The 24,931-nt window shown below is 74.2% G+C and carries 16 protein-coding genes; 11 read left to right on the forward strand and 5 right to left on the reverse strand.

Features of this window, described 5'->3' with window-relative positions; genetic code table 11:
* Positions 1-133 precede the first annotated feature (133 nt).
* Positions 134-781, forward strand: a complete 648-nt coding sequence (locus tag ABEE00_RS17105; RefSeq protein WP_345746362.1) for a dienelactone hydrolase family protein — start codon at positions 134-136, stop codon at positions 779-781.
* Between the two features lie 18 nt (positions 782-799).
* Here ABEE00_RS17105 and ABEE00_RS17110 read toward each other — a convergent pair whose 3' ends face one another.
* Together ABEE00_RS17110 and ABEE00_RS17115 are read right to left on the reverse strand one after the other, a co-directional pair.
* A complete protein-coding gene (locus ABEE00_RS17110) occupies positions 800-2,371 on the reverse strand; it encodes a bifunctional phosphatase PAP2/diacylglycerol kinase family protein (protein ID WP_345746363.1) in 1,572 nt (523 codons plus the stop codon).
* 31 nt (positions 2,372-2,402) lie between these two features.
* Positions 2,403-2,891 carry a DoxX family protein gene (locus ABEE00_RS17115; protein WP_345746364.1) on the reverse strand — a complete coding sequence of 163 codons (489 nt, stop codon included), beginning with the start codon at positions 2,889-2,891 and terminating at the stop codon, positions 2,403-2,405.
* Positions 2,892-3,211: 320 nt separating this feature from the next.
* On the opposite strand from ABEE00_RS17115, the gene ABEE00_RS17120 reads away from it, so the two are divergent.
* The gene (locus ABEE00_RS17120; RefSeq protein ID WP_345746365.1) at positions 3,212-3,910 is read left to right on the forward strand and encodes a TetR/AcrR family transcriptional regulator; all 699 of its coding nucleotides are present in this window, start codon (positions 3,212-3,214) and stop codon (positions 3,908-3,910) included.
* Between the two features lie 43 nt (positions 3,911-3,953).
* On the opposite strand, the gene ABEE00_RS17125 is transcribed toward ABEE00_RS17120, so the two are convergent.
* Positions 3,954-4,865: an NAD(P)H-binding protein gene (locus ABEE00_RS17125; protein ID WP_345746366.1), complete on the reverse strand. Its 912-nt coding sequence runs from the start codon at positions 4,863-4,865 to the stop codon at positions 3,954-3,956.
* Position 4,866: 1 nt separating this feature from the next.
* Positions 4,867-5,490: a ScbR family autoregulator-binding transcription factor gene (locus ABEE00_RS17130; RefSeq protein WP_345746367.1), complete on the reverse strand. Its 624-nt coding sequence runs from the start codon at positions 5,488-5,490 to the stop codon at positions 4,867-4,869.
* Positions 5,491-5,693: 203 nt separating this feature from the next.
* Between ABEE00_RS17130 and ABEE00_RS17135 the strand changes: the two genes are divergently transcribed.
* The 5 genes from ABEE00_RS17135 to ABEE00_RS17155 all read left to right on the forward strand — a co-directional run bounded on the left by ABEE00_RS17135 (position 5,694) and on the right by ABEE00_RS17155 (position 12,205).
* Positions 5,694-6,668, forward strand: a complete 975-nt coding sequence (locus tag ABEE00_RS17135; protein ID WP_345746368.1) for a ScbA/BarX family gamma-butyrolactone biosynthesis protein — start codon at positions 5,694-5,696, stop codon at positions 6,666-6,668.
* Between the two features lie 203 nt (positions 6,669-6,871).
* Positions 6,872-7,645, forward strand: coding sequence for an SDR family NAD(P)-dependent oxidoreductase (locus ABEE00_RS17140; RefSeq protein ID WP_345746369.1), 774 nt, complete (start codon positions 6,872-6,874; stop codon positions 7,643-7,645).
* 756 nt (positions 7,646-8,401) lie between these two features.
* Positions 8,402-9,739, forward strand: coding sequence for a helix-turn-helix transcriptional regulator (locus ABEE00_RS17145; RefSeq protein ID WP_345746370.1), 1,338 nt, complete (start codon positions 8,402-8,404; stop codon positions 9,737-9,739).
* A gap of 42 nt (positions 9,740-9,781) precedes the next feature.
* Positions 9,782-10,759, forward strand: coding sequence for a LysR family transcriptional regulator (locus ABEE00_RS17150; RefSeq protein ID WP_345746371.1), 978 nt, complete (start codon positions 9,782-9,784; stop codon positions 10,757-10,759).
* Between the two features lie 240 nt (positions 10,760-10,999).
* Positions 11,000-12,205: an MFS transporter gene (locus tag ABEE00_RS17155; RefSeq protein ID WP_345746372.1), complete on the forward strand. Its 1,206-nt coding sequence runs from the start codon at positions 11,000-11,002 to the stop codon at positions 12,203-12,205.
* Positions 12,206-12,662: 457 nt separating this feature from the next.
* Here the strand turns inward: ABEE00_RS17155 and ABEE00_RS17160 are convergent, their stop codons facing one another.
* The gene (locus ABEE00_RS17160) at positions 12,663-13,472 is read right to left on the reverse strand and encodes an alpha/beta fold hydrolase (protein WP_345746373.1); all 810 of its coding nucleotides are present in this window, start codon (positions 13,470-13,472) and stop codon (positions 12,663-12,665) included.
* Positions 13,473-13,675: 203 nt separating this feature from the next.
* On the opposite strand from ABEE00_RS17160, the gene ABEE00_RS17165 reads away from it, so the two are divergent.
* From ABEE00_RS17165 to paaN, 4 genes are all read left to right on the forward strand, one after another.
* Positions 13,676-20,908: an amino acid adenylation domain-containing protein gene (locus tag ABEE00_RS17165; RefSeq protein ID WP_345746374.1), complete on the forward strand. Its 7,233-nt coding sequence runs from the start codon at positions 13,676-13,678 to the stop codon at positions 20,906-20,908.
* A gap of 1 nt (position 20,909) precedes the next feature.
* A complete protein-coding gene (locus tag ABEE00_RS17170; RefSeq protein ID WP_345746375.1) occupies positions 20,910-22,109 on the forward strand; it encodes an NAD(P)/FAD-dependent oxidoreductase in 1,200 nt (399 codons plus the stop codon).
* A 38-nt stretch (positions 22,110-22,147) separates the two neighbouring features.
* Entirely contained in the window at positions 22,148-23,026 is an 879-nt protein-coding gene (locus ABEE00_RS17175; RefSeq protein WP_345746376.1) for an SDR family oxidoreductase, read from the forward strand.
* Positions 23,027-23,120: 94 nt separating this feature from the next.
* Positions 23,121-24,893, forward strand: a complete 1,773-nt coding sequence (paaN, locus tag ABEE00_RS17180) for a phenylacetic acid degradation protein PaaN (protein ID WP_451918602.1) — start codon at positions 23,121-23,123, stop codon at positions 24,891-24,893.
* Positions 24,894-24,931: the final 38 nt, after the last annotated feature.

Genomic DNA, 24,931 nt, shown 5'->3' on the forward strand with positions numbered 1-24,931 from the left:
CGGCGCACGGCCGATGCGCGGCCCGGGGTAAGGACCGAAGCGCGGCCCGAGGTGGTGAGCGGGCACTTCCGGGGAACCCGGCCCGCGCACCGCGCAGACCCCCCGGGCGCGAAGGGAACCGCGGAGGGAATTCATGATCACAGAGCTGGTTTCGGTCCCCGTGTCGCCGGGCGGCACGGCGCTCGCCGGGGACCTGCACGTACCGGAGTACGCGCGCACCGTCGTGCTCTTCGCGCACGGCAGCGGCAGCTCCCGGCACAGCCCGCGCAACCGCGCCGTGGCCGGCGCGCTCCAGGAGGCCGGGCTCGGCACGCTGCTGCTCGACCTGCTCACCGAGGACGAGGAACGGGTGGACGAGGCGACGGCGCAGCACCGCTTCGACATCGGCCTGCTGGGCCGCAGGCTCACGGCAGCGGTGGACTGGCTGGCCGGGCACCCCGGGACCGCGCGGCTGTCCGTCGGCCTGTTCGGCGCCAGCACGGGCGCGGCCGCCGCCCTGGTCGCGGCCGCCGAACGGCCGGAGCGCACCGCCTCGGTCGTCTCCCGCGGCGGCCGCCCCGACCTCGCGGGCGCGGCGCTGCCCGGCGTACGCGCCCCGGTCCTGCTCGTCGTGGGCGGCGCCGACACCGAGGTGCTGCGGCTCAACCGGGAGGCGGCCCGTCAACTCCGCTGCCCGCACGAGCTGAGCGTGGTGCGCGGCGCCACCCATCTGTTCCCCGAGCCGGGCGCGCTGGAGCAGGTCGCCGCGCTGGCGAGCGACTGGTTCAGGTCGAGGGGCTGAGCGGGGCCGGCGTACCGCTCACGGCGAGGCGTCCAGCCAGGGCGGGAGGGGCCGGTAGACGGTGAGCGGTTCCGGTTCCTTGTCCACCGTCAGGTCGCGCGGCGCGGGCGCGGTCTCGCCGTCGTACGAGCACAGCGTGCCCGGCGTGATCTCGTCCAGGCGCAGCCCGCGAGCGCGCGCGGCCGCGTGCACGGGCGAGCGGTGCAGCAGCCCGGCCAGCGCGGCCGCCACCAGCCGGGTGCGCGCCCACCGCCCGGCCCGTACGAGATGGACGTCGAGCATCCCGTCGGCGAGGTTGAAGCGCCGCACCGCGCCCGAGCCGCCGCCCGGGGTCGCGTACGAGCAGTTGCCGGCGAAGAGCAGCCACAGCGACTGCCGCCGCCCGTTGACCTTCGCGGTGAAAGGGCGCGAATGGCGCAGCACGTGCACCGCGGCCACCACTCCGGCCGCCCATGGCCCCAGGCGTCCGCTCCAGCGCTCCCGCACCTCGACCAGGTCGCCGTACGCGCCGAGGCTGAAGGTGTTCACGAAGTGGCCGGGGGCGATGGCCCGTTCGTCCTCGCCGCCCTCCTCGGGCCGCGGGCCCGGGGTGAAGCGGGCCAGGTCGAGGGCGACGGCCTGGCCCTCGTTCACGGCACGCGCGGTGTCGTGGCAGGTGCCGACGCCGAGGTCCTGGGCGAGGTGGTTGCAGGTGCCGCCGGGCAGCACGGCGAGCGGCACGCCGTGCTGGAGCGCGGCCGTGGCGGCGGCGTTCACCGTGCCGTCGCCGCCGAACACGCCCAGCGCACCGCCGGATTCGGCCGCGCGCAGCGCCGTCTTCTCCAGCACCTCGGGCAGCGCGGCCGAGCCCGGCTCCCAGTGCGTCAGCTCGGCGCCCGGCAGCGCCTCGCGCACCTCGCCGGCGAAGGCGCCCGACCCCGACCCCGCGTTGGCGACCACCGACAGGCCGCGCCCGCCGGGCAGTCCTGGCGCCTCGACCAGCGGCTGCGCGGGCGGCGCCGGGGCACCGGGCTCCAGCACGGCCCGTACGAGGAAGGCTGAGGCGGCGCCTATCGCCGTGCCCGCGAGGACGTCGGCCGGATAGTGCGCGCCGGTGTAGACACGCGAGAAGGCGACGGCGGCGGCCAGCGGGGCCACCGCCGCGCCCCAGCCCCGGGACTCCAGCGCGACGCCGGTCGCGAAGGCGGCGGCCGACGCGGAGTGCCCTGAGGGGAAGGAGGTGCTGCGCGGCGTGCGCGTCAACTGACGTATCAGCGGCACCTCGTCGAGCAGCGGGCGGGAGCGCGCCACCGCGCCCTTGCCGAGGATGTTGACCGTGGCGGAGGCCACGCCGAGCGCGGCGATCCCCCGCACGGCACCCTTGCGTGCACGGGGTCCGCCGGCGCCCGAGACCACGATGGCGGCGGCCGTTCCCAGCCACAGCTTGCCGTGGTCGGCCGCGTGGCTCAGCCGCGGCAGCACGCCCTCGGCGCACGGCCAGTCGCGCCGCGCCACTCCGCGGAACACCGAACGGTCCCAGCCGCGCAGCACCTCGACCGCGCGGCCCACGGACGCCCCGGCCGCGCGCCGCTGCCGCGTACGCCTCGTCATCGGCTCCCCCTCCTCTTCCGCACTCCGGGTGTCAGGACCGGCTCTTCCGGCTGCCGGTCGGGCTCGCCTGCCCCGCGTTCCGGCCTTCCAACACCCCGGATTCCGCGCCGCCTTGTGCGGGGTCCTGAGCCCGCCCTTGTCCGTCGGCCTGCGCGCGGCGTGCCCTGCGCGCCTCGTACAGACCCCACAGCACGAGCGGGATCTGCGCGGGAACGCGGGCGCTGGCCGCGGCGCGGAGCGGGGCAGGACGGGTGCGCCAGTCGCGGGCCATCTGCACGTTCGCCGGGAGGACCGCGACGAACAGGCCCGCGGCGGCGAGGCTTCCCGCGCGCCGCGTGCGGGGGTGGGCCACGGCGGCGGCCGTGGCGAGTTCGGCGGCGCCGCTCAGATAGGTCCAGGTGCGGGCGCTCCCGGGGAGGGCGCGCGGAACGATGCCGTCGAAGAGGCGGGGCGCCGCGAAGTGCGCGGCGCCCGCGCCGGCCAGCAGACCGGCGAGACGGCGTACGGAGCGAGAGGCCACGGGCTTCCTTCCAGACTTCCGGTTCGGAGGCGGCGTGCACGGAGTGGACCGCCCGGACCTCCGCAGCCTAATTACGCACGGGTAGCAAGAGAAGGCGGCGACCGGTGAGCGCCCCGGCCGCACGCAGCGCGAAGCACCGCATAGACCCCATCTCCCCACCTGACAAGGCCATTTCGCGCCGTCGCTCGGGCATAACAAAAAATACGCTCGCTTTGTTCATGGGTAAGCTCCCGTCAGGAGCCGTGTTGCTGAACATGGACTGAACATGAACCGAGGAGAGTCCCATGCCTGTTCTGCCGATCGGCTGGGAGGGGTGAGCCGTGAGCCAGACACGAGCCATACGCACGCGGAGCCGGATCGCGCAGACGGCGGCCGTCGAGTTCGCGCGGTGCGGGTACGCGGGGACCTCGCTGACCCGCATCTGCACCGGGGCCGAGGTCACCATAGGGGCACTGACCTTCCACTTCTCCTCGAAGATGGATCTGGCCGACGCGGTGTGCGCGCGCGGCAAGGACACCACGCGCGCCGCCATCGCCCAGGCCGTCGCGGGGGCCGAGCTCTCGCTCCAGGCGATCGTCGACGTCACGCACGTCATCGCGCTGCTGCTGCGGGACAACGAGTGCGTGAGCGCGGCCAGCCGGCTGTGCCGTGAGGACCCGGCGGCGCAGCACGACTGGTACAACATCTGGCTTCCCACGGTGCGCGGACTGGCGGCGCAGGCCCAGAAGATGGGCGAGCTGCGGTCCGGCACCACCCCTGACGGCCTGAGCGTGCTGGCCGCCTGCCTGGTCTCGGGGGTGGAGTCCACCGCGCTGCAGGCCGCTGCGGGCGAGCAGGACGAAAGGCCCGTGCACGAGCTGCTGTCCGGGATGTGGGAGGGCGTGCTGCGCGGGATCGCCGCGCCCGAACTCGACGGCCGGGTGCGGCCGGAGAGCCGCGGCGCCGAGAGCGGTCAGGACCCGCGGCGCGCGGCCGCGAACGCACCGCCCCGCCCGGCGGGTTCGGGCGGCCGGGGGTAGGTCCGGGGCGGGCGAACCGGGCGGCGCCGGGCCGCGCGGCCGCTCAGCGGAACGCGTCCGCGTGCTTCCGCGCCCACGCCGCGTAGGACCCGGGCGGCCGACCGAGCGCTTCCGCGACGCCGTCCGCCACCCGTTCCTTGGCGCCGGCGCGCTGGCGCTCCGCGCTCCGCAGCCGCGCCTGTACGAGGACTTCGGGAAGGTGGCGGCGCCACCCGGCCAGTGCCTCGTCGACCGTGAGCTCCTCGCAGCGCACCGGCCGCGCCGTCGCCTCGGCGATCCGCGCGGCCTGGTCCCGCGCCGAGACCGGCTCGGGTCCCGTCAGGTCCCAGGCCCTGCCCTCGGCCTCCGGGTCGGTGAGCACGCGTACGGCCACGTCGGCGATGTCCGCCGGGTCGACGCACGCGTTGCGCGAGTCGGCGTGCAGCGCGCGCACCGTGCCCGAACTCCGCACGCCGGGGGCCCAGTGCAGCGTGTTGGTCATGAAGGCGCGCGGGCGCAGCAGCGTGCCGACGAGGCCCGAGGCGGCGAGCCGCTGCTCGTTCTCGCGCTGCCACTCGGTGAGCACGTCATCGGCGCCTGGATCGTCCACGGCCAGGGCCGACAGCTTGACCAGGTGCCGCACCCCGCTGCGCCTGGCCGCCTCGATCACGTTCTCGTCGTGCCGTGGCTCCAGCGGATCTCCCGTGACCACGAACACCGCGTCGGCGCCCGCGAAGGCGCGGGCGAGCCCCGCCCCGTCGGCGAAGTCGGCGCGCACCGGGTCGCCCGGCACACCGGCACGCGCGGCGGCGACCGGGTCGCGGGTCAGCGCGCGCACCGGAACGCCCGCCGCCGCCAGCCGCCCGGCCACCAGCGAGCCCACCGTGCCGGTTGCGCCGGTCACCACGACGGGCCCGGGCCCCGCCGCACTCTCCGCCGACTCCCGCCGCGCGGCGCCGTCCTGCGGCCTCGGCATCTCAGTCCTCCTTCCCGCGCCGGGGGTCCAGGTCGATCGCGGCGGCCGCTTCCGGGACGGCGATGCCCGGCAGCAGGTACCTCCACATGCGCACGATGCGCTCCGTCAGGTCCGCGCGGTCGGCGGCCAGGTGCGAATAGAGCTGGGTGCCGGTGCACGCGCCCACCACGAACTCGGCCACGTCCGCCGGGACCACGCCCTCCAGCAACTCGCCCCGGCGCCGCGCCGTTTCGAGCACCTCCGTCATGGTCGCCTTCCACCCCGCGAACGAGGTCTCGTCCCGCAGCCCGAAGCCGCCCTGCTCCACCGCCAGCCGCACACCGGCGCGCAGCAGCGGATCGACCCGCAGCACGTGCGACCACACCAGCGTGATGTCCACCAGCCGTTGCAGTCCCTCGGAGTCCAGCAGGGGCTCCACGACCGCGGACTGGCTGTTCATCACCTCCAGGGCCAGGGCCTCCTTGGAGGGGAAGTGGAAGTACATCGCGCCCAGCGTCATGCCGGCGCGCTTGACGATTCCGGACACATTGGATCCGGCGAAGCCGTGCGCGTCGAACTCCTCGGCGGCCGCGCGCACCAGCCTGTTCCGCGTGCGCAGCGCACGCTCCTGCTTGGGTTCGACCATCAGCTCCCCAACTGTCAACTCTCGACACGCAAAAAGAATGCCCTTTATGTTAATGCTTGACGGCCGCGCCTGCGGGGGGAACACCGGGGCGCGGTCTCCGGCTCCTGCCCCGGCACCGGGCCGCAGGTGTGCGACGCCGCGGCGCCCGCAGAAGCGCGCGCACGCCGCAGGAGCCTCTGACGACGTTCTGGGGAGGAACGCCCGTGACCCGGACCGCGCGCGCCATCAGCGCCGCATCCGCCTCGGCCGGTGTGCCGAAGGAGTACGTACACAAGCACGACGCCCGCGAGGTGCTGCTCACCGGCTGGCGCCCGGCGGGCCCGAACGCGGCCGAGGTCGGGGCCCGTTGGCCCGAGCTGCACGGCTTCTACGAGCCGCGGCACGGGGTGTACGACCCGCTGCTGTTCACCGAGACGGTCCGGCAGACCGTGCCGCTGCTGTCCCACGCCGCGTACGGGGTGCCGTTCGGCCACCGGCTGCTGTGGAACCGCCTGAGCTTCACCCTGCCCCCGACGCCCCTGCGCGCGGGGCCCGTCGAGCCGGTGCTGCGGGTCGCGCGCGCGGTGGCGAGGCGGCGCGGCGCGGGCTCGGACAAGCACGACACCCGCATCGAGGCGACGCTGGACGGCGCCCGGATCGCCACCGCGGCGCTGGACTTCAGCAGCGTGCCGCCCGGCCTCTACGCGCGGATGCGCGGGCGGTACGCGGATGCCGAGCAGGCGCTCTCGCGGGCCCCCGCACCCGGCCCGGCGGTCACCGCGTACCGCGTCGGGCGGGAGCGCGCGGCGGACGTCGTGCTCTCGCCCACGCCCGCGCGGGACCGGTGGATGCTGCGCACCGACCCCGCGCACCCGGTCCTCTTCGACCACCCGCTGGACCATGTGCCGGGCATGCTGCTGCTGGAGGCCGCGCGCCAGGCGGCGCACCTGACGAGCCGCCCCGGGCCGAGCGTGCTGACGGGGCTCGACGCGGTCTTCACCCGCTATGTGGAGCTGGACGAACCGTGCTGGATCACGGCGCGGGCGCTCCCCTGCGACGGGTCACGGGGCCGCCGCGTACGCGTCGTCGCCGAACAGGACGGCGCCGTGGCCTTCTCCGCCGACATCGCCTCGCTGCCCGCGGAGAACCTGGACGGCACGGTGCGTGCCGCGGGAGGCCGGGGCGCGGTGGCGGCCTGATGCTGCCGCCTGCCCACAGGTCCGCACCCCGCCGGGCCGCCGCGGCCGGACGTCGCGCGGACCGGCTCCGGCCGTGCGGGCGCCTGTCGGCGCCCGGCTTATCCCTGCGGCGTACGGCCGCGGCGAACGCCGATGACGTTCCGACGACGATCCGATGACATGTGCCCCGCCCGGTGCGGCGGGGCGCGGGGGAGTGAGCAGACATGAGGGGACAGCAGGGGATGCTGGCGGGCCGGACCGTGATGATCACCGGGGCCTCCAGCGGGATCGGCGCGGCCGCCGCGCGGCTCTTCGCCGCCGAGGGCGCAGCCGTGGTGCTGATGGCGCGCAGGAAGGAGCGGCTGCACGCGCTGGCCGAGGAGATCGCCGCGTCCGGCGGCCGCGCCGTCGCCGCGCCCGGCGACGTGACCTCGGACCTGGACGTGGAGCGCGCCTGCGCGACCGCCACGGAGACCTTCGGCGGGCTGGACGGCGCCTTCAACAACGCCGGCTGGGCGACCGCGGGGCCGCTGCTGCACGAGACGGCGACGGCGGTGTTCGACCGGGTGATGGAGGTGAACGTGCGCGGGCTGTGGCACTGCCTGCGCCACCAGATCCCCGCCATGCTCGCCTCGGGGAACGGGGGTTCGCTGGTCAACACCTCCAGCGTCGCCGGTGTGCAGGCGACCGGGGCCACCCCGCCCTATGTGGCGGCCAAGCACGCGGTGATCGGGCTGACCCGGGCAGCGGCCGCCGACTACGGCGAGCGCGGGATCCGCGCCAACGCCCTGGTCGTGGGCAGCACCAGGACCGAGCTGATGGACGAACTGCTGGCCGGCACGCCGGAGTTGGAGCCGCGGTTCGTGGAGCGCTCGGTGCAGCGGCGCATGGCCGATCCGGTGGAGATCGCCCAGGCGGCGGCCTGGCTGTGCAGCGACCGCGCCTCCTTCGTCACGGGGACCGCGATGCCGGTGGACGGCGGTTGGACGGCCGCCTAGGCGGGAGGACCGCCGCCCGGCCGGCACGAAGGACACCCGGCCGGGCGGGACGGGAGTGGCCGAAGAGACGGGAGTCACGTCCCGCTCTCCGGCCCGCTCTGACCTTGCGGAACGGGCCACGCGCCACCCCGCGCGGGGCCCGCCGGATGGTCATCGGCTTCTAAAAAAATAGCGAGCGCTCTATATTGTTTAAGCCACCACACCGGGGGAGGAATGATGGCTGCACGATCCCCACAGGCGGGGCCCGACGGCCCGCCCGTGCACATATCCGTCGATGCCCGCAGACGCCGACCGCCGTTCCGCACGGCCAGGCCGCGCCCGCTCCGCTGTCCGCGCGCCCGTTGTCGCAGCACCCCGCACGGCCTGGCGCCGCCGCTCCGGCGCCGCGCGTGCGGCCGCCCCGCAGGGGCCTGAGAACGACGCACCGGAAACCGGAACGCCGCCGCCCGGGGCACACCGTCCACCGGCGCCCCGGCTGCGGGCCGACCGCCGCCGCGCACCGCGGGCACGCCCGACGCACCGTCCGCCGGGCCCCGTTCGCGCCCCGCGCCGCACCTTCGCGAGCGCGACGGCCGCGGCGCACGGCCTCGTACGGACGCGGGAGCGCCCCCACGCGCACCGCGCACGGCGCCCGTTCCGCCACAGGGCCGGCCACCGCCGGGCCCTGCGAAACGACCGGACTGAGACACACCGGAGAGCTGCTCAATGGAATCGCCGCCAGGACTTCACGAACACGAACACCCCCTGCGTGGCCGCGTGGACGAGCTCCACGGCGCCCACGAGGCCCTGCACGCCGCCGAGCACGCGCGCGGCGTCGCCCTCGTCTTCGACGGCACGCCGGGCTCCGGCAGGACGCGGATGCTGGAGGAGGTCGGGCACATCGCGCGGCGCAGGGGCTTCGCCCTCGTACACGGCGTGCCGCGCCCGGGGAATCCCCCGGCAGGCCGCGCGGTTGTGCTGCTGGACGACGCGCACTGCGTCGGCGAGGAGGGAGCGCGCGCGATGGCGGGACTGATCGGGACGGCCGCCACGGCGCCCGCCCTGTGGTGCGTCACCCGGCGCTCGGGCTGGACGAACGGCACCGTCGACAGCGTGCTGAACGCGCTCACCGCGCAGCGCAGGTACTTCAGCCTGGAGCCGCTCTCGGAGCACGCGGCGCGCCGCCTCGCCGCCGACCTGCTGGGCGCCGAACTCGACGCGTCCGTCGCTGACTTGGTCTCCGAGGCCGCCGGGCACCCGCAGGCGCTGAAGGAACTCATCGAGGGGCTGCGCGAGGAGGGCGGCATCCGGGTCGGCGCGACGGCGCGGCTCGTCGGCCACGCGCTCCCCCAGCGGCTGCGCACCCTGGTGCAGCGGCTGCTCCTGGACTGCTCGCCGGAGTGCCGCCAGATGCTGCGGGTGGCCTCCGTGCTGAACAGACGCATCCCCTTCGAGACCATCTCGCAGATGCTGGACGTCGAGCCGGCGGCGCTGCTGCCGCTGCTGCACGAGGCCGACTCCACGGGGCTCGTCCGCACCGAGCAGGCCGATCTGGTCTTCTCCAGCCCCCTGTTCCTGCGGGCGATCCGCGAGTCGATACCGGTCGCGCTCCAGACCGCGCTGCGGCGGCAGGCCAACGCGCCGCGCCGGCGGGGCGGCAGCGCGGCGGGCGCCGCGGTGCTCACCCAGCGAAGACCGGCCATCAGGCCGCGCTCGCGCGGACGGCAGCGCCGCGTGCTCGCCGAGGCGCCCGCCGCGCCGCACACCCCGGCGAAGCCGTCAGCGGTCGCGCGGAGCGGCGACGAACCGCTCGCGGGCAACGTCGCGGACGCGGTCGCGCGCCCCGTACCCCGGCAGGCGTCCCCGTCCCGGCAGGCTTCCCCGTCGGCGGCGGGGCACGACGCCGCCTGGCAGGGGCTGACCAGCACTCAACGCGGCATCGCGCACATGGCGGTGCGGGGCTTCACCAACGGGCAGATCGCGGAGCGCGTCTACCTCTCGCCGCACACCGTCAACTACCACCTCCGCAAGGTGTACCAGGCACTCTCGGTGCGCTCGCGGATGGAGCTCGTACGCCGGGTGCGCACCCACCACGCTGCGCTCGACGATGCCTAGAAACCCCGGCCGGAGCGGCCGGTACCGCGGCGAAAGGACACCATGAGCGGTCTGGAGATCCGTGAGCTCGAGGCCTTCCTGGCCCTGGCCGAGGAGCTGCACTTCGGACGGGCGGGCGAGCGGCTGTACGTATCGCAGAGCAGGGTCAGCCAGTTGCTGCGGGCGCTGGAGAGCAGGGTCGGCGCGCGCCTGGTGGAGCGCACCAGCCGCCGGGTCAGGCTCACGCCGCTCGGCGACCACCTGCTGGCGGGGCTGCGGCCCGCGTACGACGCGCTGCAGCAGTCCGTCGACGAGGTGCGCACCGCGGCGCGCGGCATCGACGGGATGCTGCGCGTCGGCTTCCAGGGGGCGCCGGACGACCACGTCATGAACGCGCTCTCGCTCTTCCACAACAGGTATCCGGACTGCGTCGCCGACCTCGTCGAGATACCGCTCTCCGACCCGTTCGGCCCGGTGCACCGGGGCGAGGTGGACGCGGCGGTGGTGCTGATGCCCATGGAGGAGCGGGAGCTGGTGCTCGGCCCGGTCTTCTCGCGGCAGCCCCAGGCGCTGGCCGTCCCGCCCCGGCACCCCTTCGCGGAGCGCGAGTTCCTCACAGCGGAGGAGCTCGCCGAGTGCCCCCTCATCAGCGTGGGCGGGCCCGCGCCCGGGTACTGGCGGCACGCGCAGGCGCCGCCGCTCACCCCCGGCGGCCTGGCGGTGCCGTCAGGGCCTGCGGTCAACACGTTGCAGGAGGGGCTGTCGTTGGTGGCGGCAGGCCGCGGCGGGATGCTGCTGTGCCACCACACGGCGAGCTACTACGGGCGGCGCGCGATCACCTTCGTGCCGGTCGCGGGCATCGCGGACTCCTACCTCGGGCTCGTGTGGCGCCGCGACGCCGAGAACGCCCGCATCCGCGCCTTCTCGCAGGCCGTCGCGGCGACGGCGGACACGGCCGGCGTTCCCGCGCTGCCGGTACGGGGCGCGGACGAGGCGGCAGAGGTGGCGCTGGCCGGACTGCGGGAGGCCGCGCTGCGATGAGCGGTGGCGGCCGGGCGGTGTGCCCAGTCGCGCGAGGCGAGGACGGCGGCGGCGCCCGTCCCGGGACCAACCGGGGCGGGCGCCGCCGCCGTTGGCGTCTCCGGGGCCGGGGAACACCGGGGCCGAGACGACGCCCGCGGTGGCCCGCCCCCGCCGCTGACCTCGATCGATGCGTTCCGCTAATCGCTGCATTAGGGATTGGCCGTTGTTCTCCCGCGCCCCGGCCGATTTCCTGTGTGCATGACGAAAATTGACGAAGTCACAGAGGCTCCGCCGACCCCCGAGAAGTCGGCGCTGCGCGGCTGGCTCGGGGTCATCGCGGTGGCGGTCGGCACCTTCACCGTGGTCACCTCGGAAATGATGCCGGTCGGCCTGCTCACACCGATGATGGATTCCCTGCACATCGCCGAGGGAACGGCCGGACTCACCCTCACCATTACCGGTCTGGTGGCGGCCGTTTCCTCGCCGCTGCTGGTTTCCGCGCTCGGGAAATTCGACCGCAGAATCATTCTCTGCCTGTTGATGCTGGTACTGGTCGCAGGAAACCTGATGGCCGCCTTTTCGCCGAACTTCGGCGTCATGGTGCTGGCCCGCATTCTGGTCGGCATCGGCATGGGCGGCGTGTGGGCGATCGCCGCGGGGATTTCCGTACGCCTGGTTCCCGCCAAGTCGGTCGGCCCCGCCACTTCCCTTGTCTTCAGCGGTATCGCCATCGCCTCGGTGCTCGGCATTCCGGCGGGCGCCTATGTCGGCGCGGCGGCCGGATGGCGCGCGGCGTTCGTGGCGGCCGGCGCGCTCGCCTTCCTGGTGGTGCTCGCCATGGCGGTGCTGCTCCCCAAGCTGCCCGCTGAGCAGGCCGTGCCGCTGAGCGGCACGATGGGCCTGTTCGGCAACCCCCGGGTGCGCACCGGGCTGATCATCGTGGGCCTGCTGGTGACCGGCCACTTCGCCGCGTACACCTACGTACGGCCGGTGCTGGAGGAGGTCTCGGGCGTCGGGGCCGGAATGATCGGCACGCTGCTGCTGGTCTACGGCATCGCGGGCGTCGCGGGGAACTTCGCCGCCGGCTCGGGTGCCCGCCGCACCCCGCGCGGCACGCTGGTCACGATCAGCCTGGTGCTCGGCGCGACCGTGCTGCTGCTTCCCCTGCTGGGCGGTTCGCTGCTGCTGGCCACCGCGCTGATGGCGGTGTGGGGCCTCACCTACGGCGGCGTCTCGGTGAGCACCCAGACCTGGGTGCTGGCCTCGGCGCCCGAGGCGCGCGAGGCCGCGTCCTCGCTGTTCGTCGGCATCTTCAACGGGGCGATCGCGCTCGGCGCCCTGGTCGGCGGGCAGGCGGCCGACGGCGCCGGGATCACCTCGGCGATGTGGCTCGGCGGCGGTCTCGCGGTCCTCGCCCTGATCGCCACCCTGACCGGCCGCGCACCCGCGACGGGCAAGTTCTGACCGGCACGGGAGCACCGACCGCCCGCGGATCGGAACCCCTCGACCGCTGCCGGGCGGCACGCGCCGGAGCACGGGACGGGCGCCTGGGAACACACCGTTCCCAGGCGCCCGTTGCGCGTCCCGCGGTTGTCGTACGTGCTCGCCGCGCGCCCTCGCTCCGTAACCGCCCCTTCCGTACGCACCCCTTCGGCGACCGCCCACTCCGTACCCGGCCATTCCGTGAACCCCCGCCCCGCACGCGGAAGTGCCGCCGGCCGGAGCCGGCGGCACCTTGTCTGCCGGGGTCCGGCGACTAGGGGGTTTCTGACGGATCTCCGTGGGTGAAGGAGCGGCGTCCGGTGCCTGCTCTCGGCGTGCCGGCCGTAAGCCCTCGTACTGGGCGTACTCGGGCTTGCGGCCGGTGCGGCGAGAGCATGTGCCGGGCGTCGCGACGCCGCGGAGATCCGCCAGAAACCCCCTAGCCCCGCGCGCCGGCCAGGAACTCGGTGAGCGCGGCCGCCCATTCGGCGGGACGCTCCGCCGCGAGCGCGTGGCCGCAGTCGAGGGTGACCAGGCGGGCGCCCGGTATCCCGGCGGCGAGCTCGGCGGAGTGCGACGGGCTGGTGATCAGGTCCCCGGACGGCGAGACCACCAGCGTGGGAACCGCGATCCTGGCCAGGTCGGGCCGCACGTCGATGTGGTCGAACACGGCCAACTGCTCGTCCATGCCCGGCGGCAGCCCCGCGGCGAAGGCGGCGAGCTGCTCCTCGGTCTCCTCCTCGGTCCGCGCGTCCAGCCACGCGGTGCCGCCGACCACGAGGGACAGGTAGGAGGCCAGCGTCCTGCCGTCCTCGGCCGACCCGGTCTCGGCCGCGCGCCTGCCCAGCGCGCGCCAGGTGTCGATGACCATCCGCAGCCGCGGGTTGGGGCGGGCGAACCCCGCCGACAGTGCGAGCGCGGTCACCCGCAGCGGGTGGCGCGCCGCGGCCCGCACCGCGACCGCGCTGCCCATGGAGAATCCGGCGAGCGCGAAGGTCTCCACTCCCGCCGAGACCGCGCTTTCCACGAGGTAGTCCGCGAGTTCGTCGAGAGTGAGCTGCCGTCCCGGCAGCGGCGTCTTTCCTGAGCCCGGGTAGTCGGGGCCGACGACCGTGTGCCGCGCGGCCAATTCCTCGAGTACGGGGCCGAAGCTGTCCTCGATATCGCTGCCCGCACCGTGCGCCAGCAGAAGTTCGGGACCTGAGCCGCGGAGCATGGGCGGGGGTGCGGTGGAAATGTAGGTAGTCACCGTTCGAGATTAGCGGTGCGGGCATCGCCAACCGGCGTGCATTCGCGAGCTGTTGTGCGCCTCACAAAGGACTACCCGACCGGGTAGCCGACGCTCTGCTCGGGTCTACCCGGGTGAGTAGTGGATTACCGGATGGCGCGGAAATACGCTTCTCGAGTCCCAGCGCGAAGAAATCAACTCCGCTTGCCAGGAAAGGGAAAACGGTGTCCTCCTACCGCACTTACCCGCTCACCTCATACCAGCGCGACATCTGGGTCTCGGAGTCCCACGGAGAGCCGGACCCGCAATTCAACGTGGTGCTGCACGAAGAGCTCGACGGCGGCACGGACGTCGAGCTGCTGCGCGCCTGCCTGGAGCGTGCGCTCCGGCAGGACGAGACCTTCTCGGCACGCTTCGACGAGCGGGAGGGCACCCCCTGCCAGTGGATCGCCCCGCAGGACGAGGACACCGACGCGTGGGTCGCCCTCGTCGACCTCTCCGGCGAGCCCGATCCGGCCGCGGCCCGCGCCGCGTGGCAACGGCGGTCGCTGGCGCTGCCGTTCGCGCTGCGCCGCTCCCGGATGTTCACGGCCGCGATCCTGCGGGAGAGCGACACGGTGGCGCACCTGCACGTGAACGCGCACCACCTGATCGTGGACGCCTGGGCGCTGAACGAGCTCAGCCTGCGGATGTGGACCGACTACGACCGCAGGAAGGCGGGACACCCCGCCGTCCTCGCTCCTCCCCCCACGACGTCGGTCCTGCTCGCCGCCGACGCCGCCTACCAGGGCTCGGAAGCCCAGGAACGGGACCGCGCCTTCCACCGCGCGGCGCTGGAGGGCGTGGCCCCCGCGCTGTTCGGCCGCTCCCCCGCCGCCCAGGGGACTGGCGAACGGCCGCGCGCCCGGCACTCCTTCACGGTGCCGGCCGAGCAGGTGCGGGCCATCCGCGCCGGCGGCAGCTCGCCCTTCGCCTACCTCGCCGCGGTCTTCTCCGCGTACTTCGCCCGCGTGCACCGCACGTCCGAGCTGGTCTTCGGCGTTCCCTTCCGCAACCGTCAGGACGAGGCCGAGCTCCGCGCCTCGGGGCAGCGCGCGAACAGCCTCCCCGTGCGGGTGCCGGTGCCGGACGGGGCCACGCTGCGCGACCTGGCGGCCGGGGTCCGCGCCTCGACCGACGCGCTGCGCGGCCACGAGCGCCTGGCCCTGGGCGATGTGCTGCGCGCCCTGCCGGCCGACGGCACGGCGCCCCGGCAGCTCTTCGACATCACGCTGTCCTACCTGCGCCACCCCCGCCCCGACGCCGCGCGCCGCGCGAGCATCCTGGCGCCCGTGCACCGCCAGGACGCCCTGTCGGTGATGATCCACGCCTACGGCGACGACGCCGAGCTACGGGTCGACCTGGACTGCGCGCTCGACGTGTTCGGCGCCGACCTGCCCGTCGAGCGGGTCGCCGCACACCTCCAGGCGCTGCTCGACAACGGGCTCGCCCACCCCGAACTCCCGGCCCTCGCGCTCCCGTTGCTCGGCGAGGAGGAGCGCGCCGAGCTGACGCTGCGGGCGCAGGGCCCCGATGTTCCGTACGCGAGCGGGAAGACGGTGCACGGGCTCGTCTCCGAACAGGCCGCGCGCACCCCGGAGCGTACGGCCGTCACCTCGGCAGACGGTGCCGAGACGCTCGCCTTCGCGGCGCTGGAGTCCCGGTCCAACCAGGTCGCGCGGCACCTGCGGGAGCTGGGCGTGGGCGCGGGCGACCGGGTGGCGGTCATGATGGAGCGCAGCCCGCTGATGCTGGTGGCGCTGCTGGGCGTGCTCAAGTCGGGCGGCGCCTACGTACCGGTCGACCCCGGCTATCCCGGCGAGCGGATCTCCTATCTGCTCCAGGACAGCGGCGCCAGGGCGGTGCTGACCGACGAGGGCGCCGAGGCGCCGGCCGTGCCCCCGGAGGTTCCGGTGCTGCGCGCCGGCGATCTGCTGGAGGGCCCGGACGAGGCTCCGGCTCCGGTCGCGGGCCCGCGCGATCTCGCGTACGTCATCTACACCTCGGGCTCGACCGGCAAGCCGAAGGGCGTGATGGTCGAGCACCACTCGGTGGTCAACAGGCTGGCCTGGATGCAGAACCGCTATCCGGTCGGCGAGGGCGACGTGCTGCTGCAGAAGACGCCGATCTCCTTCGACGTCTCGGTGTGGGAGCTGTTCTGGTGGGCCATCGAGGGCGCGAGCCTGGCGCTGCTGCCCTCCGGCGGGCAGAAGGACCCGCGCGGCATCGTGCGGAGCATCGCCGAGCAGCGGGTCACCACCATGCACTTCGTGCCGTCGATGCTCGGCCCCTTCCTCGACCTGCTGGAGGACGAGCCCGGACTGCGCGCCGACGTCGCCTCCCTGCGGCAGGTCTTCTGCAGCGGCGAGGCGCTTCCCGCGGCCCGCGTCGAGCAGTTCAACCGGGTCTTCGCCGACGGCCCCGGAGCGGCGCCGAAGCTGGTGAACCTCTATGGACCGACCGAGGCCACGGTCGATGTGTCGTACTACGACTGCCCCGCTGACCCCGGGGCGCGGATCGAGCGGATACCGATCGGCCGCCCCATCGAGAACACCCAGCTCTACGTCATGGACGAGCACGGCGGCCTGCAACCAGCGGGCGTGCCCGGCGAGTTGTGCATCGGCGGCGTGGGCGTGGCCCGGGGCTATCTGGACCGCCCCGAGCTGACGGCGGAGAAGTTCATCGAGGACCCGTTCACCCCGGGCGGGCGGCTCTACCGCACCGGTGACCTCGCGCGGCTGCTCGCCGACGGGACCATCGAGTACCTCGGCCGCATCGACGGCCAGGTCAAGATCCGCGGCAACCGGGTCGAGCTGGGCGAGGTGCAGAACGCCCTCGCCTCGGTGCCCGGCGTCCGCGACGCGGTCGTCGTCGACCACCACTCCCCGGCGCGCGGCACCCATCTGGTGGCCTATTACGTCGCCGACACCGAGTTCGACGGGGCGCGCCTGCGCGGCGAACTGGCCTCTTCGCTGCCGGAGTTCATGATCCCGGCGCACTTCCTGCGGATCGACCGCGTGCCGCTCACCCCCAACGGCAAGGCGGACCGCCGCGCGCTGCCGGCGCCGCAGCACGCCGAGGGCCCCCGCGGCGCCGAGGACCGGCCGCGCGACGCGACGGAGACGGCGCTGTGCCGCATCTGGGCCGAGGTCCTCGGCCTGGAGCAGGTCGGCATCCACGACGACTACTTCGCCCTGGGCGGCGACTCCATCCTCATGCTGCGCGTCCGCGCACTGGCCGAGAAGCAGGGCATCCGCTTCTCCCTCACCGACCTGATGCAGCACCCCACGGTGGCGGGGCTGGCAGGGCGCACCACGGCGGCCGTCGGCGGCATGACGGAGCTGGAGCCCTTCGAGCTGGTCTCCGGGGTCGACCGGGCCCGGCTGGAGGGAAGGCAGGACGCGTATCCGCTCACCCGGCTCCAGCTCGGGCTGCTCTACCACAGCCGCGCCGAGGAGAACTCGGCCGTCTACCACGACGTGTTCCGCTACAGCTTCGTCCTCGACTGGGACGAGGCCGCCTTCCGCGCCGCCTTCGGCGCGCTGACCTCCCGCCACCCCGTGCTGCGCTCCACCTTCGACCTGGGCGGCTTCTCCGAGCCGCTGCAGATCGTGGACGCCGCGGCGCCGGAGGCGCTGGAGATCGCCGACCTGCGCGGCAAGGACGCCGAGTCCGCAGAGGCCGAGATACGCGGCCATGTCGAGGAACGCCGCTTCCACCGCTACGACTTCGAGCGGGGGCCGCTCCACCACTTCCGCGTCCACCTCTGCGAGGACACCGTCGAGCTGGTCCTCAGCTTCCACCACGCGATCCTCGACGGCGGCAGCGTCGCCAACCTCGTACGGGAGCTGCTGCAGGACTACCTGCACCGCCTGGGCGCGCCCATCGGCCCCGTACCCGAGCAGGCGCTGCCCTCGCCGGCCCACCACGTGCTGGCCGAGCGCTACGCGCTGGACTCCGAGGAGAGCCGGGGGTTCTGGCGGGAGTACCTGGCGGACGCGGAACCGCCCGGTCTCCAGTCCTTCCGGCAGCACAGGGCGCCCTCGGAGCCGGAGATGCTGACCCGCGTGGTCGACCTGCCGGACGAGCTCACCGCGGCGGTGCGCCGCCTCGCGGCCGAGCGCCGGCTTCCGGTGAAGTCCGTCCTGTTCGCCGCGCACACCTTCACCCTTGCGCTGTACGGCGGCACCCGGGACGTGACCACGGGCCTGGTCACCCACGGCCGCCCCGAGCACGAGGGCTCCGAGCGGATCGCGGGGCTGTTCCTCAACACGGTTCCGGTGCGCCTGGACGCCGCGCCGGCGAGCTGGGCCGAGGGGGTCGCCGAGGCCTTCCGGCAGGAGCAGGCGACGCACGCGCACCGCCGCTACCCGCTCAGCTCCATCCAGGAGGACCTGGGCGCGACCGTCTTGGACACCGCCTTCAACTACATCCACTTCCGGCAGCTCTCGGAGGTGTTCCGGCTGCCGGGCGTGGCGATGCGCGACTTCCGCACCTGGGAGGAGACCAACTTCCAGTTGCTGGTCAACGCCATGACCGATCCGACGGACGAGCGGATACGGCTGCGCGTGGACTGCCACGGCCGTACGTTCACCGCCGAGCAGGCAGACCTCTACACCGACGGCTTCACCGCCGTGCTGCGCCGGATGGCCGAACACCCCGACGAGGCACCGGACTTCGCCTTCCTGCGCCGCGGCACGGAGGCGTACGGGGCGGAGGCGTACGAGGCGGACGCGGGCCGGGCCGGCGCCCCCGCGGGGCAGCCCCTCGACGTCGTACGCGCCCTCGAAGCGCAGACGGCCCGCACTCCGCACGCCCCCGCGCTCTCCACCGGCACGCTGAGCTGGACGTACGCCGAACTCGGCGCGGCGTCCGACCGCGTGGCCCGCAGGCTCATCGCGCTCGGCGCCGAGCCGGGGGCGCGCGTCGGCATCGCCATGGAGCGCTCCCCCGAGGCCGTCGCGGTCATCCTCGGCGTGCTCAAGGCCGGGGCCGCCACCGTCCCGCTGGACACCGGCTACCCGCAGGAGCGCCTCGCCGACATGGTGGAGCAGGCGCAGCCCTTCAAGGTCGTCTCCGACCCGGGGACGGCCGACCAACTGGCCGCGCCCGAGCACCTGTTGGCGGCCGAGGAGCTGCTGTCCGCCGCGCCGCAGGAGTCCCTGGGCGAGCGGGAAGGGCCCGCGGAGCACGCGCTGCCGTCCCTCGCGCCCGGCTCCACCGCGTACGTCCTGTTCACCTCGGGATCGACGGGCCGGCCCAAGGGCGTGGCCCAGGTGCACAGGACGCTCGCCCACCTGATCGCCTGGCAGAACGGCAGGGCCAGCGGGGTGACCGGCGGGGTCACGGCGCAGTACGCGCCGCTGAGCTTCGACGTCTCCTTCCAGGAGATCTTCTCCACGCTCTGCGGCGGCGGCACCCTGCGCCTCCTCACCGAGGAGGAGCGCCGGGACATGCCCGCGCTGCTGCGCCTCCTGGACGCGGAGAAGGTGGAGCGCATCTGCCTGCCCTACGTCGCGCTCCAGCAACTGGCCGAGACCGCCGACACCCTGGGCCTCGTACCCCGGCACCTGAAGGCGCTGCTCTCCTCCGGCGAGCAGCTCCGGGTCACCGACGAGATCCGCGGGCTGTGCGCCGCGATCCCCGGGGTGCTGCTGGAGAACCAGTACGGGCCGACCGAGTCGCACGTGGTCACCAGCCACACCATGGAGGGCGACCCGGCGCTCTTCCCGGCGCTGCCCCCGATCGGCACCGCCGTCGACGGCTCGGGCGCCGAGGTGCTGGACGAGCGCCTGCGCCCCGTGCCCGCCGGCGTGCAGGGCGAGATCTACCTCTCCGGAGCCTGCCTGGCCGCCGGATACCTGGGCCGCCCCGACCTGACGGCCGAACGCTTCCTGCCGCACCCCTCCGGCGATCCGGACAGGCGGCTCTACCGCACCGGCGACCTGGGCTTCACCCTTCCCGACGGCGGCATCGTGTGCCTGGGCAGGGCGGATTCGCAGGTGAAGGTGCGCGGCTTCCGGGTGGAGCCCTCCGAGGTGGAGCTGGCCATCACCCGCTTCGCCGCCGACCACCCCGGCATCCAGGAGGCGGCCGTGGTCGCCCGCACCCGCGAGGGCAACGACTCCTTCCTCGCGGCCTTCCTGGTCGGCGACCCCGAGGAGGCGGCGCTCGACCTGCTGGGCAAGCAACTGCGCAGCGTCCTCCCCGAATACATGATCCCCTCGCACTACGAGTGGCTCGCGGCCCTGCCCCTGACCCCCAGCGGCAAGCGGGACGACGCGGCGCTGCGCAAGGCGCCGCTCTCGGTGGGCGGTTCCGGTGACGCGACCGCGCCGCGCGACCCGTACGAGCAGGCGCTGGTGGAGATCGTCGCCGAGCAGCTGCACCTGCCGGCCATGGGTGTCTTCCAGGACATCTTCGCGCTGGGCGGCACCTCGCTCACCGCGATGCGGCTGGTCGTGCTGATCGAGCAGCGCTTCGGGGTCCACGTGCCGATGGCGGACTTCGTCGCCGCGCCGACCGTGGCGGCCCTCGCCGAGCGGCTGCGCAAGGGCGGCGGGGACGTGGCCTTCGACCCGCTGGTGCCGATCCGCACCGGCGGGGAGCGGCGGCCGATGTTCTTCGTGCACCCGATGGGCGGCAACGTCCTGTGCTATGTGCGGTTCGCCAAGTACCTGCCGGACGACCAGCCCTTCTACGCGCTCCAGGCGGCCGGCGTCGAGCCGGGCACCGACCCGCTGCGCAGCGTCGAGGACATCGCCGCCTCCTACATCGAGGCCATCCGGCGCGTGCAGCCCTCAGGCCCGTACGTCATCGGCGGCTGGTCCTTCGGCGGCTTCGTCGCCTTCGAGATCGCCCGCCAACTGCGCGCCGCGGGCGAGGAGATACAGCGCCTGGTGCTGCTGGACACCACGGCGCTCAACCCGGGCCGCCGCCTGACCACGGGCGACGACGCGCTGCTGGGCTGGTTCTTCTGGGAGCTGCTGTGGCTCCAGCGCGGCGGCGACTCCCCGCTGGAGGTGATCCCCGCCGAACTGACCACGCTGGAGGAGAAGTTCGACTTCATCGCCCAGATGGCCATCGACGACGGGGTGCTCCCCGCGGGCAGCACGGGCGCGGTCGTACGCCGGCTCTTCCACGTGTACGAGGCCAACTGGCGGGCCGCGTTCGCCTACCGGCCCGAGGTGGCCGACCAGGACATGGTCCTGATCCACGCCTCCGAGCCGCTGCCCGAGGTCCTGGACTCCATGCACACCGCGATCGACAGCATGCACAGGGACCCCTCGAACGGCTGGCGGGAGCGCACCCGCGGCGAGCTGGCAGTGATCAATGTTCCCGGCGACCACCTCACGATCATGGAGGAGCCCCACGTGGGCCACATGGTCCAGGTCGTCATCGATGCGATCGGGCAGTGAGATGACTCAGACACGACACGGCAACCGCACCCCGGAAGGCCGGAAGAAGGCCCTGGTGGCCGGGGCCGGCATCGGCGGACTGACCGCGGCCGTCGCGCTGCGCGAGGCCGGCTTCGACGTCACCGTCCACGAGCGGGCGAGCGAGCTGCGGGCCGCGGGCTCGGGCCTGTCCGTGATGAGCAACGCGATCACGGCACTCCGCTCCCTCGAGGCGGGCATCGAGCTGGAGAAGCACGGCAGGGTCCTGGAGACCTACCACGTCAGAACGGCGGGCGGGCGGCTGATCAGGGAGTTCCCCTTCCCCGACATCATCTCCAGGCTGGGCGTGCCCAGCGTCCTGATCACCCGCTCCGACCTCCAGCAGGCGCTGCTGGACGCCGCCGCCGGGATACCCCTCACGCTCGGCTCGCAGGTCGCGGGCTACGAGCGGGAGGAGTCCGGCGGGGTCAGGGTGACCTTCGAGAACGGCACGGAGGAGCACGCCGACGTCCTGGTCGGCGCGGACGGCTTCCACTCCGCCGTGCGGCGGCAACTGGTGGGCGCGGGCGAGGAGTCCACGGACAGCGGCTACATCGTGTGGCTGGCCGTGCTCCCCTTCTCCCACCCGCACTTCGCGCCCGGCTCGGTCACCCACTACTGGGGCAGCGGCAAGCGCTTCGGCATGGTCGACATGGGCGACGGCCGCCTCTACTGGTGGGGCACCAAGAACATGCCGGCCGCCGAATCGCACGCCTGGCAGGGCGGCAAGGAGGACGTACGGCGCGCCTACGCGGGCTGGGCACCGGTGGTGCAGGACGCCATCGACGCCACGCCGGAGGAGTCCATCCTCGCGGTGCCCTCGCGGGACAGGCCGTTCCTGGAGCGCTGGGGCAGCGGCCCGGTGACCCTGCTGGGCGACGCGGCGCACCCGATGCTCACCAGCCTCGGCCAGGGCTCGGGCATGGCGATCGAGGACGCGGTGGTCCTGGCCCGCAACCTGCGCGGCGCCGCCGACATCCCCCGCGCGCTGCGCCGTTACGAGGACGAGCGCAGGGAGCGCACCCGCGGCATGGTGGCGGCCTCCCGCGCGATCAGCACCTTCGAGCAGTCCGAGGGCCCGGTGCGCAAGGCCGTGCGGGACGCCTACTTCAGGTTCCTGCCGCGGAACCGGCTGACCCGCACGCTCGAGGACGCGCTCACCTTCACCGCCCCGTCCGCCTGAGCACCGGAACGACCGAGTACCGGAACAGGAGAGAACCTGTGTCACTCACCACCAGACCCCTGTCACCACACGGCCGTTCGGTCCTGGTCACCGGGGCCTCCTCGGGCCTCGGCAAGGCCTGCGCGCTGACGCTGGCGCGGAGCGGCTTCCGGGTCTTCGCCGGGGTACGCGACCTCGCCGCCGGCGAAGAACTCGCCGCCGAGGCCGGCGCTGGCCGCATCACGCCGCTGCGCATCGACGTCACCGACGGCGAGACCATCGACGCGGCGGTACGCGAGGTCACCGCCGCACTCGGCGGCCAGGGACTGTGGGCCCTGGTCAACAACGCGGGCATCGCCGTCTCCGCGCCCCTGGAGTGCGTCACGCCCGAGCGGCTGCGCAGCCAGCTCGACACCAACGTGGTCGGCCAACTGGCCGTCACCCAGGGCTTCCTGCCGCTGCTGCGGCGCGCGGGCGGCCGGGTCGTCAACGTCACCTCGGGCCTCGGCAGCGTCGCGCTCCCCTACATGGGCGCGTACGCGGCGGCCCAGTTCGCCAAGGAGGCGATCTCCGACGTGCTGCGCAGGGAGCTGCGCCCGCACGGCGTGGCCGTCTCCGTGGTGCAGCCAGGGGCGATCATGACGCCGATCTGGGGCAAGCTCGCGCACGGCGCCCGCACCTCGCTGGACGCGCTGCCCGAGGCGGTGCTGGAGCTGTACCGCATCCCCTTCAACCGCTTCCTGCACCAGAACGAGCAGCACGCGCGGCACAGCCGCACCACGCCGGAGGACTTCGCGCGGGCGGTGCTGCGCGCGCTGACCGCCGAGGAGCCCAGGACGCGCTACCGCGTCGGCAGGGACGCGGTCTCCTCCGGCGTGCTCAAGCGGGTCCTGCCCGACAAGGCGCTCGACCGCCGCCTGAGGCCGCTCGCCGAGTGACCCCACGAGCGGGGGCGGCCGGGACACCACGGACCCGGCCGCCCCCGCTCCGGCCCGCTCCCCCACCGACATCCCGCGCAGGAAGGCCACTTCAGTGACTGCCACTTCAGTGACTGCGACCGACACGAAGACCACGCGGGGCCCGGCGGCCGGCGCGGGGCCCGCCGCCCGCGCGGACCTGCTGCGCCGCCACCGCCCCACCCTGGAGCGTGCGTTGGAGGTGATCTCCACGCGCGAGAGCTGGTCGCCGTTCCCCGAGGGCGAGGAGGGCTATCCGCCGGGCGCCGCAGCCGACGGCGAGGCGGCCTTCCGCGCACTGCTGGACCGCCCCTTCGACCTGGACCAGCCGGGCGGCGACGGCGCCGTGGGCCCCGCGCCCGAACAGGGCGGCGAGATCTCCCCGTACGGCTTCCCGTTGGGCGTCTCCTACCCGCACGCCGATGCCGACCGGCTGCTGCCCGCGCTGCGGGACGCGCGGGAGGGCTGGGCGGCGGCCGGGCCCTGGGAGCGCGCCGCGGTGTGCGCCGAGATCCTCTTCCGGCTCAACTCCCGCGCGCACGAGCTGGCGCACGCGGCCGTGCACACCAGCGGCCACAACTTCCTGATGGCCTTCCACGCCGGTGCGGTGCACGCGCAGGACCGCGGCCTGGAGGCGGTGGCGTACGCGCTGCGGGAGCAGACCCGGATCCCGTACGAGGCGGTGTGGAGCAAGCCCATGCCGGGCGGGCGGCCCTTCGTCCTCGACAAGACCTTCACGGCCGTGCCGCGCGGCGTCGCGCTGGTGGTCGGCAACCGCGTCTTCCCCGCGTGGAACGGCTATCCGGGGCTCTTCGCCTCGCTGGCCACCGGCAACTCCGTGCTGGTCAAGCCCCATCCGCGCGCGGTGCTGCCGCTGGCGCTGACCGTGCGGACCGCGCGCGAGGTGCTCCGCGAGGCGGGCTTCTCCCCCGACCTGGTGTGCCTCGCCGCCGAGCGCCCCGGCGAGGAGCTCGCCGCCTCGCTGGCCGTACGCCCCGAGGTGCGGCTCATCGACTACTCCGGGACCACCGCGTTCGGCTGCAGGCTGGTGCGCGAGGCCGGGCAGGCGCGGGTACGCACGGCGACCTCGGCCGTCAACGCGCTGCTGATCCACTCCACCGCGCACTACCGCGACATGCTGGACAACCTGGCCTTCTCCCTCGCCCTCTACAGCGGCCAGCTGTGCACCAGCCCGCAGAACCTGCTGATCCCGCGCACCGGTATCGCCACGGACGAGGGCCACAAGAGCTTCGCCCAGGTGGTGTCCGACCTCGGCGACGCGCTGTCCACGCTGCTCGCGGACGACGGCACCGCGTGCGCCGTCCTCGGCGCGCTGGTCGGACCCGATGTGGCGGCGCGCGTGGAGCACGCGGCGACCGGCGCGGTGGGCCCCGTAGCGGTGCCCTCGCGTACGGTCGCGCACCCCGACTTCCCCGGGGCGACGGTCCGCACGCCGCTGGTCGTACGGCTGGACGCCGACGACCCCGCCGACCTGGCGACGCTCAAGACCGAGTGGCTGGGCCCCGTCTTCTTCGCCGTGGCCGTCGACTCGGCCGCCGCCGGCACCGCGCTGCTGCGCGAGACGGCCCAGGAGTGCGGCGCGCTGTCGGCCGGCGTCCACACCACCTCGCCCGAGGTGGAGGAGGAGCTGGAGCGCGCCTGCGCCGCCGCGGGCGTGCTGCTCTCGGTGAACCTCCGCGGCGACTGGTACATCACCCAGTCCGCCGTCTACTCCGACCTGCACTCCACCGGCCTCAACCCCTCGGGCGACGCGCCCTATTGCGACGGCGCCTTCGTGGCCGACCGCTTCCGCACCGTGGAGGTACGCAGATTCCGCGAGCCCTCCTGACACCCGGCCACGGCCCAACGGCCCCGCAGCGCCCCACA

It is taken from the genome of Streptomyces odontomachicola, assembly GCF_039605595.1.
Classification (GTDB): Bacteria; Actinomycetota; Actinomycetes; order Streptomycetales; family Streptomycetaceae; genus Streptomyces.